General features: G+C 64.5%; 12 protein-coding genes. 6 read left to right on the plus strand and 6 right to left on the minus strand.

What is annotated here, in order from left to right; genetic code table 11:
- The 3 genes from AX672_RS03890 to AX672_RS03900 all read left to right on the plus strand — a co-directional run.
- Window positions 1-4,458, plus strand: a 4,458-nt coding sequence (locus AX672_RS03890; protein ID WP_231731146.1) for a beta strand repeat-containing protein, incomplete at its 5' end; no start/stop codon positions are given.
- A gap of 141 nt (window positions 4,459-4,599) precedes the next feature.
- Window positions 4,600-5,277, plus strand: a complete 678-nt coding sequence (locus AX672_RS03895) for a response regulator transcription factor (RefSeq protein WP_066648550.1) — start codon at window positions 4,600-4,602, stop codon at window positions 5,275-5,277.
- A gap of 30 nt (window positions 5,278-5,307) precedes the next feature.
- Window positions 5,308-6,672 (plus strand): HAMP domain-containing sensor histidine kinase, encoded by a 1,365-nt coding sequence (locus AX672_RS03900; RefSeq protein WP_066648553.1) that lies wholly within the window; start codon window positions 5,308-5,310, stop codon window positions 6,670-6,672.
- A gap of 86 nt (window positions 6,673-6,758) precedes the next feature.
- On the opposite strand, the gene AX672_RS03905 is transcribed toward AX672_RS03900, so the two are convergent.
- On the minus strand, window positions 6,759-7,058 hold the full coding sequence (locus AX672_RS03905) for a hypothetical protein (RefSeq protein ID WP_066648556.1): 300 nt from the start codon (window positions 7,056-7,058) through the stop codon (window positions 6,759-6,761).
- Between the two features lie 125 nt (window positions 7,059-7,183).
- The gene (locus tag AX672_RS03910) at window positions 7,184-8,593 is read right to left on the minus strand and encodes a M20/M25/M40 family metallo-hydrolase (protein ID WP_066648559.1); all 1,410 of its coding nucleotides are present in this window, start codon (window positions 8,591-8,593) and stop codon (window positions 7,184-7,186) included.
- A 111-nt stretch (window positions 8,594-8,704) separates the two neighbouring features.
- On the opposite strand from AX672_RS03910, the gene AX672_RS03915 reads away from it, so the two are divergent.
- Both AX672_RS03915 and ettA read left to right on the plus strand, forming a co-directional pair.
- Window positions 8,705-9,754, plus strand: coding sequence for a 50S ribosomal protein L11 methyltransferase (locus tag AX672_RS03915; RefSeq protein ID WP_066648562.1), 1,050 nt, complete (start codon window positions 8,705-8,707; stop codon window positions 9,752-9,754).
- An 89-nt stretch (window positions 9,755-9,843) separates the two neighbouring features.
- Complete coding sequence (gene ettA, locus AX672_RS03920; protein WP_066648564.1) at window positions 9,844-11,523, plus strand: energy-dependent translational throttle protein EttA; 1,680 nt, start codon at window positions 9,844-9,846, stop codon at window positions 11,521-11,523.
- Here the strand turns inward: ettA and AX672_RS03925 are convergent.
- The 4 genes from AX672_RS03925 to AX672_RS03940 form a co-directional block, all read right to left on the minus strand.
- Window positions 11,489-12,661 carry a T6SS phospholipase effector Tle1-like catalytic domain-containing protein gene (locus tag AX672_RS03925; protein ID WP_082730361.1) on the minus strand — a complete coding sequence of 391 codons (1,173 nt, stop codon included), beginning with the start codon at window positions 12,659-12,661 and terminating at the stop codon, window positions 11,489-11,491. The two genes, ettA and AX672_RS03925, sit on opposite strands and share 35 nt — an antisense overlap.
- A gap of 161 nt (window positions 12,662-12,822) precedes the next feature.
- On the minus strand, window positions 12,823-13,092 hold the full coding sequence (locus AX672_RS03930) for an acylphosphatase (RefSeq protein ID WP_066648569.1): 270 nt from the start codon (window positions 13,090-13,092) through the stop codon (window positions 12,823-12,825).
- Window positions 13,093-13,222: 130 nt separating this feature from the next.
- On the minus strand, window positions 13,223-13,702 hold the full coding sequence (locus AX672_RS03935) for a GreA/GreB family elongation factor (RefSeq protein ID WP_066648572.1): 480 nt from the start codon (window positions 13,700-13,702) through the stop codon (window positions 13,223-13,225).
- Window positions 13,703-13,715: 13 nt separating this feature from the next.
- Window positions 13,716-15,695 (minus strand): lytic transglycosylase domain-containing protein, encoded by a 1,980-nt coding sequence (locus tag AX672_RS03940; protein WP_066648575.1) that lies wholly within the window; start codon window positions 15,693-15,695, stop codon window positions 13,716-13,718.
- 101 nt (window positions 15,696-15,796) lie between these two features.
- On the opposite strand from AX672_RS03940, the gene dapA reads away from it, so the two are divergent.
- Complete coding sequence (gene dapA, locus AX672_RS03945; protein ID WP_066648577.1) at window positions 15,797-16,681, plus strand: 4-hydroxy-tetrahydrodipicolinate synthase; 885 nt, start codon at window positions 15,797-15,799, stop codon at window positions 16,679-16,681.
- Window positions 16,682-16,687 lie beyond the last annotated feature (6 nt).

Genomic DNA, 16,687 nt, shown 5'->3' on the forward strand with positions numbered 1-16,687 from the left:
ACGATTCCGTTCAGCGTCGTCGGCGATTACCTGGTCGAGGGCGACGAGACCTTCACCGTTGCGCTGTCGAATCCGACCGGTGCCGTGATCGGCACCGGGGCGGCGACCGCGACCATCACCAACGACGATGTCGCGGGCACGTTGAGCATTGCCGGGGTAACGATCGTTGAAGGCGATTCGGGTCAGAGCTTCGCGCGGGTGGCCTTCACCCGGACCGGCGGGCTGGGCGCCTTCTCGTTCGATCTGGCGACCGCGAACGGGACCGCAACCGAAGGCGTCGATTATGTCGGCTTGGCGGGCACCGTGCCGGTCGCTGGCAATGTCCTGACCTTTGGCATCGACTTCGCCATCAATGGCGACACGCTGTTCGAAGGCAATGAGACCTTCTTCGTCAACATCACCAATCCGACCAGCGGGCTGATCCTGGGCAACACGCAGGCGACGGTGACGATCACCAATGACGATGTGCATCAGGCACCCGCAGGCGCCAACGCCACGCTGACGATTCTGGAGGACACGCCGCGCACGCTGACGGCGGCGGATTTCGGGTTCAGCGATATCGACGGCGACAGCTTCGCGGCGGTGACGATCACGACCTTGCCGGCCGCGGGCAGCCTGACGCTGAATGGCGTGGCAGTCACCGCCGGCCAGTCGATTCCGGTCGCGAACCTGCCACAACTGGTGTTCACCCCTGCCGCCAATGCGAACGGCAATGGCTATGCGAGCTTCACCTTTCAGGTGCAGGACAATGGCGGCACTATGGGTGGTGGCGTCGATCTCGACCAGAGCCCGAATACGCTCAGCTTCGATGTGACGCCGGTCAATGACGCACCGACGGTAACGATCGTGCCGGGCGGCGGGGCGTTCACGCCATTGGGCAGCGAAATCCGGGTCAACACCGCCACCGCGGGCGATCAGTTCGCGCAGCAGATCACCGCGCTGTCGAACGGCGGTTTCGTGGTGACGTGGCTGGACGGGAGCGGCGGCGGTAACGGGGGCGGCGACGGCAGCAGCTCTGCAGTCAGGGCTCAGGTTTTTGCGGCAGGCGGCGCGCCGGTTGGCAGCGAAATTCTGGTCAACACCGCCACCGCCGGTTTTCAGGGCGTGCCGCAAATTGCCGCGCTGTCGAACGGCGGCTTTGTGGTAACGTGGACGGACCTCAGCGAGGGCGTCGGCGGCGCCGGCGGCGACACGAGCGGCGCTGCGGTCAAGGCGCAGGTGTTCGGGGCCAGCGGCGCGCCGGTGGGCAGCGAAATTCTGGTCAACGCCGCCACGATGGGCAGTCAGAGCAGCTCGCAGATTACGGCGCTGTCGAACGGCGGCTTCGTGGTCACGTGGAATGACGAAAGCGGCGGTGCCGGCGGCGCCGGCGGCGATACAAGTGGTGCTGCGGTCAAGGCGCAGGTGTTCACGGTTGGCGGCGCGCCTGTGGGCGGCGAGATTCTGGTGAACACGGCTATCGCGAGTGATCAGGCATTCCCCGAAATCACCGCACTGTCGAATGGCGGCTTTGTCGTGACGTGGAATGACTTCAGTGCAGGAGCCGGTGGCGCGGGCGGCGATGCGAGCAACTATGCCATCAAGGCGCAGGTGTACGCAGCAGGCGGCGCGCCGGTTGGCGGTGAGATACTCGTCAACACCGCCACCACCAATAGTCAGGACAATCCGCAAATCACCGCGCTGGCGAACGGCGGCTTTGTGGTGACGTGGGCCGATGGTAGCCTCGGCGTCGGGGGCGCGGGCGGCGACACGAGCAGCACCGCTGCCAAGGCGCAGGTGTTCGCGGCCAATGGCACGCCAGTGGGCAGTGAAATCCTGGTCAACACCGCCACCGCCAATAATCAGGACACCCCGCAGATCACCGCGCTGTCGAGCGGCGGCTTTGTGGTGACTTGGGTGGACAACAGCCTCGGCGTCGGCGGCGCGGGTGGCGACACGAACTTTGCAGCCGTCAAGGCGCAAGTGTTCGGCGTGAGCGGCGCGCGGGTGGGCAGTGAAATTCTGGTCAATAGCACCACCGCCGGTGACCAAGGCAACCCGCAGGTCACCGCGCTGCCGAGCGGCGGCTTTGTGGTGACGTGGGCAGACGCCAGCGCGGGGGGCGGCAGCAATACCAGCGACATCGACGTCAGGGCGCAGGTATTCGGGCCGCCTGCCTTTCAGGCGACCGAGCAGGTGGCGCTCAGCCTGAAGGGCGGCGTTGTCATCGCCGATGTCGATGCGGGCACCGGCGTGCTCACCGCGACGCTCAGCGTCGGATACGGTGTGCTCAACGTGACCACCGGGACCAGCGGCGCGACGATCGTCAGCGGCAATGGCACTGGATCGTTGGTGGTGAGCGGCACGCTGGCGCAGCTCAATGCACTGCTCGCCAGCGACGCGACCAGTGCGATCAGCTTCACGGCGAACACCGATATGCCACCTGCTGGCACGACCTTCTCGGTCAGCGTTGACGACGGCGGCAACACCGGCGCGGGCGGTGCGCTGCAGGCGAGCGCGAGCGTGCCGATCACCATCACGGCGGTCAGCGACGCCCCGTCGGGCACCGATGCGACGCTGACAATTATGGAGGACACACCGCGCACGCTGGCGGCGGCCGACTTCGGGTTCAGTGATGTCGACGGCAACAGCTTTACGGCGGTGGTCATCACAACACTGCCGGGCGCGGGCAGCCTGAGGCTGAATGGCGCGGCCGTTACGGCGGGCCAGTCGATCCCGGTCGCGAGCCTGCCGCAACTGGTGTTCACGCCCGCAGCTAATGCGAACGGCAATGGCTATGCGAGCTTCACCTTCCAGGTGCAGGACAATGGCGGCACCGCGAACGGCGGGGTCAATCTCGACGCAAGCCCCAACACGCTCACCTTCAACGTCACGCCGGTCAACGATCCTGCGGTCGCCGCGAACGATCCGACGAATACCGTCGACGAGAATGCGACTGTCGCGATCAGCGTGCTCGCCAACGATAGCGATGCGGAAAATGATCCGCTGAGCGTCGCCACCATCAATGGCGCGGCGGCGACGGTCGGGGTGGCGATCACGCTCGCTTCCGGCGCAACCGCGACGCTCAATGCCGATGGCACGATCAGCTACAACCCGAACGGGCGGTTCGCCGGGCTGATCGGCGCCGCAACGGCGGCAGCAACCGGGGCGACCAACACCAGCACCACCGACAGCTTCACTTATGGGCTGACGGGCGGCGGCACGGCGACAGTGACGGTGACAATCAACGGCGTCGACAGTCCCGACGATCAACTCGGTGGCGGCAACGGCGATGACACGGTCAACGGCAGGCCCACCGACGACTTCATCGACCTTAGCCAGGGCGGCAACGACACGGCGTTGGGCGGCGACGGCAACGACGCCTTCTTCTTCGGCGCGACGTTCGATGCCAATGACAATGTCCAGGGCGGCGGGGGCAATAACGACCAGATCGGCCTGCAGGGCAATTATGGCGGGCTGACGCTGGGGACCAACTCGACCAATGATGTCGAAGTGATCGCGGTCCTGCCGGGTGCCGGGTTCGGCTACAACATCACCACGATCGACGCCAATGTCGCAGCGGGCAAGGAACTGGTGATCTTCGGCACCAATTTGGGCGCGGGCAATAACCTCACCTTCAATGGCTCGGCCGAAACGAACGGGACCTTCCGCATCTATGGCGGGCTTGGCGTCGACAATCTGACTGGTGGTGCCGGCAATGACGGCTTCTACTTCGGCCCCAACCGGTTCGGCGCGAGCGATTTTATCAATGGCGGTGCGGGGACTAACGACCAGGTCGCGCTCGACGGCAATTACACCGCGACGATCAGCAGCACACAGCTCCAGAATGTCGAAGTGCTGGCGTTGCTGCGCGGGGTAACGGGCGATCTGGCCAATTACAACATCACGCTGGCCGATGATCTGGTCGGCGCGGGCCAGACCTTCACGGTGTTCGGGCTGGCGGTCGAAACCGGCTTTACGCTCGATGCGACGGCGGAGACCGACGGCAATCTGATCATCACCGGCGGCAGCGGCAACGAAACGATCACGACCGGTGCCGGCAATGACCGGATCTTCGGCGGTGGCGGCGCGGATGTGCTGAACGGCGGCGTCGGGGCCGACACCTTCGTCTATGATGCGGTCAGTCAGTCGACGGGGGCGACTTACGACCGGGTCACGGGCTTCGTGTCGGGCGCCGACCGGTTCGACTTCAACTTTGCGGTCACGGGCGTCGATGCGACGGTGGGGGCGGGGGCGCTCTCGACCGCGAGCTTCGACGCCAACCTGACGTCCGTGATCGGGGCGGGGCAGCTCGCGGCGAACCATGCGGTGCTGTTCCAGGCCGATGGCGGCGATCTTGCGGGCCAAACCTTCCTGGTGGTCGATGCCAATGGCGTTGCCGGCTATCAGGCGGGTCAGGATTATGTGATCCAGCTCGTCACCCCGCCGGCATCGCTCACTGTTGCGGATTTTGTTTGAGGTGCATGCGCGCGGCCGCTGCGTCTTGCCTGAGACGCAGCGGTGGCGAGCCGCGGACGACATCGCACGCGAAAACATGCCGTTCATCTACATTGGGATTAAATGTTGGGAAGTCGTCCGAAGCTGATGTAACAACGCGATATGCGTGTGCTGTTGGCCGAAGATGATGACGATACCGCCCGGCTCGTCGATCAGGGATTAGTCGAGCTGGGCCATCATGTCGTGCGGGTTGAAACCGGCGACGCGGCCTTGCGGCTGGGTGGCGGCGAGCCGTTCGACGTTGCGGTGATCGACCGGATGCTGCCCGGGCTGGAGGGAACCGAAGTCGTCCAGCGTTGGCGGGCGGCAGGGATCAGCACCCCCGTGCTGATGCTGACGGCGCTTGGCGGCATCATGGACCGGGTCGCGGGGCTGGAAGCGGGGGCGGACGATTACCTCGTCAAGCCGTTCGCATTCCCCGAACTCGCGGCACGGCTGGCGGCGCTCATGCGGCGCCCGCCGATCAGCGATTCGCCGACCCGGCTGGCGGTTGCCGGTATCGAGATGGATCTCATCAAGCGCGAAGTGCGCCGCGACGGGCGCGAAATCCACCTGCAGCCCCGCGAATTTGCGCTGCTCGAACAATTGCTGCGCCATGCGGGCAAGGTCGTCACGCGGACGATGTTCCTCGAAATGGTCTGGGGCTTCCACTTCGACCCGCAGACCAACATCGTCGAGAGCCATCTCAGCCGATTGCGGTCGAAGATCAACGAAGGCTTCGACAGCGATCCGATCCAGACCTTGCGCGGAGTCGGCTATCGCATGCGGACCGATGAGTAGGATTGCCTGCGCGTCGGTCGCGCACTGACGATGCCGCATCGCAAGAAGCTTAGCTGGCGCGCCAGCGCGGCGTATCGGATGGCCTTGCTCTATGCGACGGTCTATGCGCTGACGATCGCCGCGCTTGGCATTGCCGTGTATTTCGCCGCCGATTCCGAAATCAGCCGCCAGCAGGACGAAGGCATTCGTGTCGAAGCCCTGGAACTGAGCGACGAATATCGTCGCGAAGGACTGGATCATCTCATCCGGTCGATCAACGCGCGCGAAGCGGGCGGCGGCAGCAACAGCTTCAGCTACGCGCTGTTCGACGTTCGCGGCACGCGCATTGCCGGAACACTGCCGATCCGCCCCCCGGCAATGGGCCAGCACCAGATTGCGGTGCGCGACAGCGATGGTGCGATCGTCCCCGCACGGCTGCTGTCCACCGATGTCGCACCGGGGCTGCGGCTGGCGGTTGCGCTTGATAATCATGCGATCGAGCAGGTCGATCGCACGATTCTGACGCTGTGTCTTGTCGCCTTCGCGATCGCGATCATCGTTGGCGCGGTTGGCGCGCTGATGCTCGGCGGCTACCTCCAGCGACGGCTCGAGGCGATGGTTGCAACAGCGCTCGAGATCGCAGGCGGCAATATCGATCGGCGCGTGCCGCTCAGCGCGCGCGGCGACGAATTCGATCGGCTGGGCGGCGCGCTCAACGCGATGCTCGACCGGATTACGATGCTGCTCGAGAATCTTCGCCAGATTTCGAGCGATGTCGCGCATGATTTGCGCACGCCGCTCGCCCGGCTGCGTGTGGAGATCGAGCTTGCGCAGAATGGCGCGCCCGACCCCGTGCAGCAGCGCGAAGCGCTCGACCGAGCCCTGCGCCAGAGCGACGAATTGCTGCGGCTGTTCAGCGCGATCCTGCGCATCTCGGAAGTGGAGGGCGGGTCATTGGCGCGCAGCTTCGGGACGATCAACGTCTCGTCGCTGGTCGAGGATCTGTCGGAAAGCTTTGCCCCCGCCGTGACAGATGGCGGTCGCACGCTGACGCAGCGCGTTCAGCCAGGGCTGACGGTCCGCGGCGATCGCCAGTTGATCGCGCAGGCGCTGATCAACCTGCTCGACAATGCCCAACGCCACACGCCGGTCGGCACCGCCATCATGCTGATTGCCGATCGTGCGCCCGACGGTGTTGAACTGGTCGTCGCCGATGATGGCCCCGGCGTGCCCGAAGCCGATCGCGAGCGGGTCGTCCAGCGCTTTGTCCGGCTGGAGGCAAGCCGCACGCGCGGCGGCCACGGCCTCGGGCTCAATCTGGTGTCGGCCATCGCCGTTGCCCACGGCGGTCGGCTGGTGATCGGCGACAATGCGCCGGGGCTGCGCGCCACGCTCTGGCTGCCGAACGAGTCCTGACGACCGTCGATCTGCCGGGCAACGCGAAAGGGGCGCTTCCGGTGTCGGAAACGCCCCCCAACGACGGCGGTCAAGCGTCGAAGCGATTACTTCTTGTCGGCGCGGTTCGCGGCCATGGCGTCGGCATTGTCGGCCATGGCATCGCCCTGATCGCGAACATTGTCAGCCTTGGCTTCCATCGCGTCGGCCTTGTTTTCCATCATGTCGGCGGCCATCGCGTTCGACGAGCTGTCGGCCATCGCGTCCATGTTGTCGGCCTTCATTTCCATATTGTCGGCCATCGCGTCGGCGCTGTTTTCGATCGCGGCGCCTTCGGGCGAGCGATTGCAGGCGGACAGACCGATTAGGCCGATGGCGGCAGTGGCGGCGATGACGAACTTCTTCATATTCTGCTCCCTTACGATAGCGCTATCGGCCTGCATGACCCGGGGCGACGCATGCGCTCAAAGTCCGGCTGCCGCCAAGCTCAACGTCAAACCGGCGCTTGCCGCTTTTGTTCCGGATCAATCGCTTATTTTGCCGGAGCAGGCGCGAGCTCCTCGGGCGCGTTGGCGACGACGGCCAGCATGGCCGTCCATGCCGCGACATTTTGTGCAAGCTGTACGGGATCGATGCGCTCGAGCGTATCCTCAGGCGTATGGTGATAGTCGAAATAGCGCGTGCCCGTTTGATTGATGTCGATCACCGGCACGCCCGCACGCACCAGCGGCCCGATATCGGCGCCGCCGCCTGCGGCATCGCGCGAGCGCACGATGCCGAGCGGCGCGAGCGCGGCATAGACCCGGTCGGCGATGGCATTCGCTGCGGGCGGTAGCTTGAAGGCAACGCGCCATGCCCGGTCGGCGCCGAAATCGGCTTCGGCGGCAAGGACATGATGCTCGCCCTTGTGCGCGTTGAAATAGGCTTCCGCTCCGGCGCCGCCGGTTTCCTCATCGCCGAACCACACCACCCGGATCGTCCGGCGCGGCGCGGGGCCGTCGAGCAACCGCTTGGCGGCGGCGGCGGTGATCGCAATCCCTGCGCCGTCGTCAATTGCGCCGGTGCCAAGATCCCAGCTGTCGAGATGCCCGCCGACGACGATGATGCCGGCCGCGGGATCGGTGCCGGGCACTTCGCCAATGACGTTACCCGTCTCGGTCATGCCCAGATCGCGCGGAGTCAGCGTGAGGTGGAGCGTAATCGGCTTGCCACGCTTGACCATGCGGCTGAGATTGTCGGCGTCGGAGGTCGAGAGTGCCGCCGCCGGAATCGGCGTCACGCCCTTTTCGAAGTTCGTCTGGCCGGTGTGCGGCCCGCGTCCGTGATCGCTGCCGATCGAGCGGATCACCATCGCGACCGCACCCTTCTTGGCCGCCAGATTGGGGCCGACGAAACGCGCCGCACCGAACGTGCCATAGCTCGACCCGTCCTGCGTCGCGACCATCGCGTTGGAGACGAAGGCGATCTTGCCCTTGAGGCTGCCGTCGGGCGCGCGCTGGAGATCGGCGAAGCTGGGGAAATAGACGATTTCGGCAGTGATGCCCTCGGGCGGTGTCGCGCCCGATCCGCCAAGCGCCGTCAGCCGCAGCTTTTGCGGGAAGGGGCTGACGACTTCGGCGGTCTCGACGCCGCGCACCCAGGTGCGCATCATCGTGGTTTCGACACGCACATTCTTGAAGCCCAGCGCCTTCAGCTTGGCGAGGCCCCAGGTGCGCGCACGCGCTTCGGCCTCGGTGCCAGCCATGCGCGGGCCGACTTCGGTGGTCAGTCCTTCGACGATGTCATAGGCGACCTCGTCCTTCAGTGCGGCATCGCGCAGCACCGCGACCTGAGGATCAAGAACGGGCGACGGCGGCGGCGCGGCACGCTGCGCGGCGGCGGGCTGCGGTGCAAAGGGCAGGGCGAGGGCGGCAGCGGCCGCCAGCAGGGGGCGCAGGGTCATGACGCCAGCCTAGCCCGGTCGCGTCAGGATGCAATCGCTTGGTGCGATCCTTTGCCTGTGCCAAGGCGCGGACGGTTGCGGTCGGCAGGCGCTGCGACAAAAAGGCGCTTGATGATCGATCCCCTGAAATACATCGACCAGCTCCGTGCGAAATCAAAGGGGGACCCGCTGGCGTTGCTGCGCATCGCGGAGATGATGCTGGAGGCGCAGCGCTTCGATGAAATGATCGACTTGTGCGAGGAGATCATCGCCGGCGCCGATGCCAATGTCGCGGCGCGGGCACGCAGCCTGATGCTGCGCCAGATCCCCGGCTGGCATTTTTCGATCCTGAGCGACCTGCCGCGCAATCGCGCCTATGCCGATGCCATTGCCCGCGCGCTCGCCGCACGGCCGGGGGCGCGGGTGCTCGAGATCGGGACGGGCAGCGGCATCCTGGCGATGCACGCCGTGCGGGCAGGCGCCGCGCATGTGGTGACGTGCGAAGCCAACCGGCTCGTCGCGCAGGCCGCGCGGGGCGTGCTGGTCGCCAATGGCATGAACCGGCAGATCACGCTGTTCAATCGCCATTCGACCCGGCTGACCGAAGCCGATATCGGCGGCCGCGCCGACATTCTCATTTCCGAAATCATAGCCGACAATGTGTTGAGCGAAGGTGTGCTGCCCTCGCATGAACATGCCCTGCGCGCGCTATGTGTGCCCGATCCCGTCGTCATTCCCGCACGGGCAACCGTCTGCGTGGCGCTCGCGACCGATCACAGTCCCTTGCGCGCTGCGCTCGACCATCTCGACGGCTTCGATCTCGCGCCGTTCAATCGGTTGAGACCACCGGTGATCAGCATCAAGGCCGACGACCCGGATGTGCAGTTGCGCAGCGAGCCGATCGACCTGTTCGCCTTCGATCTCGCCATGCCATCGCGGCAACCACCCGAGCGCGGGACGCGAATGATGCAATCGGGCGGCGGGCGCATCGATGGCGTCGTGCAATGGCTGCGGCTCGACCTCGCCCCGGGGATCAGCTACGAAAATCCGCCCAATGGGGCGTGGTCGAACTGGGGGCTGCGCTTTCACCGCTTCGACGATCCCGTCGAGACGCAGGCCGGCGATCTCATCACCATCGACGCGGCTCACGACCGCAGCCGGATCAGCATCACCCGCGCCTGACCCCGCCGCGCCGCGTTGCCAAGCGGCAGGGGCGCGGCTATGTCCGCGACCGAAATTCCCCAAGACGCAAGCGACGGAGATCGTCGGCCATGGCCGTTCAATATACCTATGTGATGAAGGGCTTGACCAAGACCTTTCCGGGCGCCGCCAAGCCGGTGCTCAACAACATCCATCTGCAATTCCTGCCGAGCGCCAAGATCGCGATTATCGGCCCCAACGGTTCGGGCAAATCGACGCTCATGAAGATCATGGGCGGCATCGACAAGGATTTCACTGGCGAAGCCTGGCCAGCCGAGGGAGTCAAGGTCGGCTATCTGCCGCAGGAACCGCAGCTCGACCCGAGCAAGGACGTGATCGGCAACGTCCGCGACGGCGCCGGGCCGATTGCGGCGATGGTCGAGCGTTTCAACGCCATCTCCGCTGAAATGGGCGACCCGCAGGACGACACCGATTTCGACGCGCTGATGGAGGAAATGGGCGACCTTCAGGCCAAGATCGACGCGGCCGACGGTTGGAGCCTCGACAGCCAGCTCGAACAGGCGATGGAAGCACTGCGCTGCCCGCCGGGCGATGCCTCGGTCGACAATCTGTCGGGCGGCGAAAGACGTCGCGTGGCTCTGTGCAAACTGCTGCTCGAAAAGCCCGACATCCTGCTGCTCGACGAACCGACCAACCACCTCGATGCCGAAAGCGTCGCCTGGCTCGAAAACTACCTGAAGGAATATGCCGGCAACGTCATTCTCGTCACCCACGACCGCTATTTCCTCGACAATGTCGTCAACTGGGTGCTCGAGCTCGATCGCGGGCGCTATTACACCTACGAGAGCAACTATTCGGGCTATCTCGAAAAGAAGGCCAAGCGGCTGGAGCAGGAAGAGCGCGAGGAAGCTGGTCGGCAGAAGGCGATCCAGGACGAGCTCGCCTGGATCCGGCAGACGCCCAAGGCGCGCCAGACCAAGTCGAAGGCGCGTATCAAGGCGTTCGACGAACTGGTGGCGGCGCAGGAAAACCGCAGCGTCGGCAAGGCCCAGATCCTCATCCAGATCCCCGAGCGGCTGGGCGGCAAGGTGATCGAGGCGCAGGGCCTGACCAAGGCCTATGGCGACAAGCTGCTGTTCGAAAATCTGAACTTCACGCTGCCGCCGGGCGGCATCGTCGGCGTTATCGGGCCAAACGGCGCGGGCAAATCGACGCTGTTCAAGCTCATCACCGGGCAGGAACAGCCCGATTCCGGCACGATCGAAATCGGCCAGACCGTGAAGCTCGGCTATGTCGACCAGAGCCGCGATGATCTCGATCCCAACAAGAATGTCTGGGAAGAGATTTCGGACGGGCTCGACGTGTTCCGCTTCGGCAAGCAGGAACTCGGCACGCGCGCCTATGTCGGCGCGTTCAACTTCAAGGGGCAGGACCAGCAGAAGAAAGTCGGCCAGCTTTCAGGCGGCGAACGCAACCGCGTCCACATGGCGAAGATGCTGAAGGAGGGCGGCAACGTGCTGCTGCTCGACGAACCGACCAACGACCTCGACGTCGAAACGCTGCGTGCGCTGGAAGAGGCTTTGGAGAGCTTCGCCGGCTGCGCGGTGGTGATCAGCCACGACCGCTTCTTTCTCGATCGGTTGGCGACGCATATCCTTGCGTTCGAAGGGAACAGCCACGTTGAGTGGTTCGAGGGGAACTTCGAGTCGTATGAAGAGGACAAGCGGCGCAGGCTGGGCGATGCGGCGGATCGGCCTACGCGGCTGGCGTATAAGAAGCTGACGCGTTAGATGCTTTTTTTCGTCGTCTTACTGAAAAGATCCTATCTGTTACCTCTAACAGATCATCAGCGGATTCGAGCTTGCTCCACTCGTATTTATCGAAAACGTCTCTCTTCCAAAATCGCCAGTTGTCGTGCCCTTTGTACCTGACGGCACGACCGTGAAGTCGAGCGCAGATCGGGTGGTAGAAATGATGGGCCGACTTGGCCCGGGCGCCGCCGATTTTTTGAAAGGTACGCGCAGCCTGTGACCCACGCATCATCTTCAGTAGTTCACTGGAGACTTGTGAGATGACGAGCCCGCTTCCACCAATTTGCTGCCTTGCCATGGCATATTGGTCCGACAATTCTTCTTGGAAAATCCGCAGCGACGTATATGTCTCGATGTAATGGACCATGGTCGTCAGCGCTGTGACGCCCCAAATTCTAGCGCCCGAACCGCCAACGTCGCCATGGGTGCCCGGCATCCAGATTTGCCGTAGCACTTGCTGATCCGTTGTTTTTGCATCCCAAAAGACCGGAGCAAACAAAGAACGGTCTTCGTCGATCGCAAGTAGATGTATCGCCACTTTACAACTACGTGGCAAAGTGTGGTTCTTAAACTTTATGGGATTGAACACGCCAATTTCGGGAATGCCGCCCATGACCGAGTCAAAAAGGCCCACAAATTCAATGTCGACTGATTTTATTCTGATGTCCTCAGCGATGTCTTGGTCGCCGAGGCCCTGTTCCCACGCATCGATGATAGCGGGTAACTCATGCATTTGCTGAGGCAGTAACAGCCCAAATTCAGAAATCAGTCCGGCCAGCGCTCGAGCCGCCATAGCGCCCCTCGAATAGCCAAAAAGGTAAATTTTATCAGCGCGACTCTCAAAATCAAAGTTGCTGCAAATGTTGATGTACTGCTCGATGATCTGAGACTTGATCGTATTGCCAGTCATTGCATCGAAGGCCGATGCCTCGTCGGGCAGTGAGGCAATCCCAGAAGAGTAGAACACGATTTGCGCAGCAGCCTCCGAACTTCCCGGCTCTGAATCGGACTGATCGATCAGGCAGTTGATCTGGAAGACATTGGAAAAAGGTGCTCTCGTGCCTCCCGTTGCAGCAGACACAGAAGTTCCATCAATCAGGCTAATCAGATGTTTCATCCGCTCCCCTCTCGTTCAACAAGGGGTAAACAGTCGGATCAGAAAAATGCAAGGTCTATCGGTTGCGACCCATGAGGCCTCAAATCGTTGAAACGATTAAATCCTGCAACATCCGCCGGTCTGATCTGGCACCTGTCCTGGGCAACGGCTTCTGTCGCTGCTCACGCCGTAAACCGCTTGGTAAATCCCTTCGGCTGGCGTTCGTCGGCGGCGTGCGCTTCGACATGGTCGACGCGCGCGCGGGGCGGGCCCTGGCGGGCGGCGTCGATCAGCGCGTCGGTGGCGTCGTCATCGCCCGCGACGAGAATTTCGACGCGACCGTCGTTCAGATTGCGGACCCAGCCCGACAGCCGTAATTCCCCGGCCCGGCGCACGATCCAGTCGCGATAGCCGACATGCTGCACCTTGCCGCTCACAAATACCCGGCGCATCGCCGTTCACCCCACGCTACCCGACCGGCGCACAATGCCGGTCGCTCAACAGCTTAGCATCGCGCGCGTGGATCGGCGGCCCGGTCGCGCGCAGCCCGCCGCAGCACTGACTCGCTTGGGCGCAAGCGGATCAATCCGGATAGGTTATTGCGAGCACTTCATAATCGCATACCCCACCGGGCAGAGTAACGCGCCGCGTGTCGCCGACCGACGCGCCGCGCAGCGCCCGGGCGATCGGTGCGCTCCAGCCGACCTTGCCGACGCCCGCATCGGCTTCGTCATCGCCGAGCAAGGTCAGCACGCGCTGATTGTCGTCGGCGTCGGCAATCGTCACCGTCGCCCCGAACCAGATGCGCCCCTTGTCGGGTGCCTGCGCCGGATCGATCACCTTGGCCGCTTTCATGCGCCGTGCCAGCCACCCCAAGCGCCGGTCGATTTCGCGCAGCCGTTTGCGACCATAGATATAGTCGCCATTTTCCGACCGGTCGCCATTGCCCGCCGCCCAGGACACGACATCGACAATGCGCGGCCGTTCTTCGCCAAGCAGCTGGTCATATTCGGCGCGCAGGACGGCATAGCCTGCTGGGCTGATGTAGTTTGGCTGGTCCATGGTGCGGGCGAGATTAGCCCGGCTTGCGGCCCAGATACCAGCTCAGCCGCGCCTGCCCCTGCGACCGGCTCCGCTCGGGGTGGAGGAGGTCGTAAACCACCGCATTTTCGAGCACGCGCTGGACATAGCCGCGCGTCTCGCTGAATGGGATCGCTTCGATCCAGTCGATCATGTCGATCTGGCCTTGGCGCGGATCGCCGTTCGCCGCGAGCCATTTGTTCACATTGCCGCCGCCGGCATTGTACGCGGCGATTGCCAGCGGATAGCTGCCGTAAAGATTGAACAGCTTCTGGAAATAGCTCGACCCGAGCTGGATGTTGTAATCGGTATCGGCGGTCAGCGCGCTGCTGTCATAGGCGAGACCGAGCCCCGACGCGGTCTGGCGGGCGGTGCCGGGCATCAACTGCATCAGCCCGCGGGCGCCTGCGCGGCTGACGGCGGCGCGGTCGAACTGGCTTTCCTGCCGCGCGATCGCGTGGATCATCGTCCAGGTATCGGCGGCGCCCTCGGGCACCTTGACGCTGGGATAGCCGGTCGCGGCATAATCCGACAGGCCGTTGAGCAGCGCGCTCTTGCCCACCATCACGCCGAGATCGGGACGGCCGAGCGAGCGCGACAATTCGGTCGCAAGGACATGGTCGCTGTCCGACTTGGCGTCGAGTGCGATCTGGCGGACGAAAGCGGTCTGATCCTGATGTGCGCCGATCGTGCCCAGATAGCGTGCCGCGCGCACCGTCTCGCGATTGTAGAATGCGTCGCGCACCGCCTTGTCGACGGGGTGTGGCGCGACATCGGGGGGTGGCGTGAGGGCACGACCGAGCTTTTCGCTGGCGAGCTGGCCATAGAATTGGTCGCGGTAGCGCGCGGCCCGCTCGAACAGCGCATTGGCGCGGGCGGTCTGGTTGGCCGCGAGGGCGGCACGGCCGGCCCAGTAGAGACCCTTCGACCGCACGGTCGGCGACGCCGAACCGCCGGCATAGCGCTCGAACAGTCCTGCCGCATCGCCGGGCTTGCCAAGCGTCTTGAGCGCCGTCTGCCCGGCCAGCCACATCAGATCAGTATAGGCGTCGCGCTCGGCATAGCTGCGCGTGCTGACATCGGTGCCGGCGGGATAGGCGTCGTCGACCTGGCGCGCGATGTCGAACGCGGTCTGATATTGCGCATCGGCGGCTGCGCCGCGCGCATTGGTGAGCATCAGCTCAAACCAGTTGGCGGGATCGCGCACCGGTGCGGCAAAGCTGTGCGGGCGTGCCAGCAGCGCGCGGGCTTCATTCCAGCGATTGCTGGCGCGCAACCAGACGGCGCGGTCGGCAATCAGTCCCGGGTCGCCCGCGAACTGGCCCTCGACCAAGGCGAGCTTGTCGGCGGCGTCGGTCGCGCGCGTGCGCAGCGCGAGCCGCGCTTCGAACAGCGGGCGCTTGTCGGCGCTGGTCAGCGGCAATTGGCGCTGCGCCGAGGTGGTCGCGCCGGCCCACAGCAACGCATCCATCCGCGCGTCATGATCGGCAGCAGTCAGCGCGCTCGCAAAGCTGGTCAGCACCACGGCTTCATCGGCGGGGGACAGCGTACCCTGCAACCACGCCGCGCGTGCTGCTGCATTGGCTTCAACAGGCTGGCCGGTCGACGCAAGCGCCTGAGCAAAGCGCACGCCGCCGGCCCCCGTCAGCGGCGGGAATTTGCGGAAATAGCTGACCGCCACGCCGGGCGACCAGCTTGCGGTATCGAGTGCGCGCTCGGCCGCTTTGCGGCGCGCCGCTTCTCCCGGCCAACCGGGATGCGCGAGCAGGAACTCGGCGTAGGTGTCGAAGCTGTAGCTGTCGGACTGCTGCACTTGCTTCCACTGGGTGATCGCGCTGGCGATGGCATCCGATGTCGGCATTTGCTGAAGCTGCTGACGATAGGCGTCGAGCTGGTCCTGGCTGATCGCACCCGCGCCGACGAGCCCACCGGCAGCGGCGAGCAGCAGCATCGATTTATAGGCCCCGGCGATCATGTGGACATGATAGGGTATTCGATCCTATCTGTCGCCTCACATTTCCGTCCCACGGCTGGCCGATCGGGACAGTTTGTCGATCCTGTGGAGCGCTTTATCCCATGTTTTCCGGTTCCATCCCCGCGCTCGTCACGCCCTTTGCCGCCGATGGCAGTTTCTACGAGGCCGCTTACCGCGATCTGATCGACTGGCAGATCGCCAAAGGATCAAGCGCGCTGGTGCCCTGCGGCACTACCGGCGAGGCCGCGACGATGTCCGCCGACGAGCATTTTCATGTCGTGGGCGTCTGCGTCGATCAGGCGGCGGGGCGTGTGCCGGTGATCGCGGGCGCCGGATCGAACGACACCCGCGTCGCCATCCAGAATATCGCGGCAGCCAAGGCAGCAGGCGCCGACGCCGCGCTGATGGTGCCGCCCTATTACAATCGCCCGTCGCAGGAAGGCATTTTCCAGCATTTCAAGGCGGTCGCTGAAAGCTGCGACTTGCCGATCATGCTCTATAACGTCCCTGGCCGCACCGTGACCGACATCGCGGTCGAGACGATGGCGCGGCTGGTGCAGGCGTTTCCGGCGAGCTTCGTCGCGGTCAAGGACGCCACCGGCAACCTCGGCCGCGTAACGCAGCAACGGCTGGCGTGCGGGGAAGGCTTCATCCAGCTGTCGGGCAATGATGAGACGGCGCTGGCGTTCAATGCGATGGGCGGCGTGGGGACGATTTCGGTCACCGCCAATGTCGCGCCGCGCCTCTGCGCCGATTTCCAGCGCGCGTGGGCAGCAGGTGACCGCGCCGAGGCGCTGCGGCTCCACGATCTGCTGTTCCCGCTGCATCTGGCGATGTTCACCGATGCGTCGCCGGGCCCGGTAAAATACGCGATGAGCAAGGTCCGCCCCGGCTTTCCCGCCGCGCTCCGCCTGCCGATGACCCGGCTGAGCGAAGCGAGCCAAGGTGCGGTGGACGCGGCGCTTGAGCGGGCGGGATTGGCCTAGCGCAAG

Origin of the sequence: Sphingomonas sp. CCH10-B3 (genome assembly GCF_001556185.1) — a bacterium.
Taxonomy (GTDB): Bacteria; Pseudomonadota; Alphaproteobacteria; order Sphingomonadales; family Sphingomonadaceae; genus Sphingomonas; species Sphingomonas aquatica.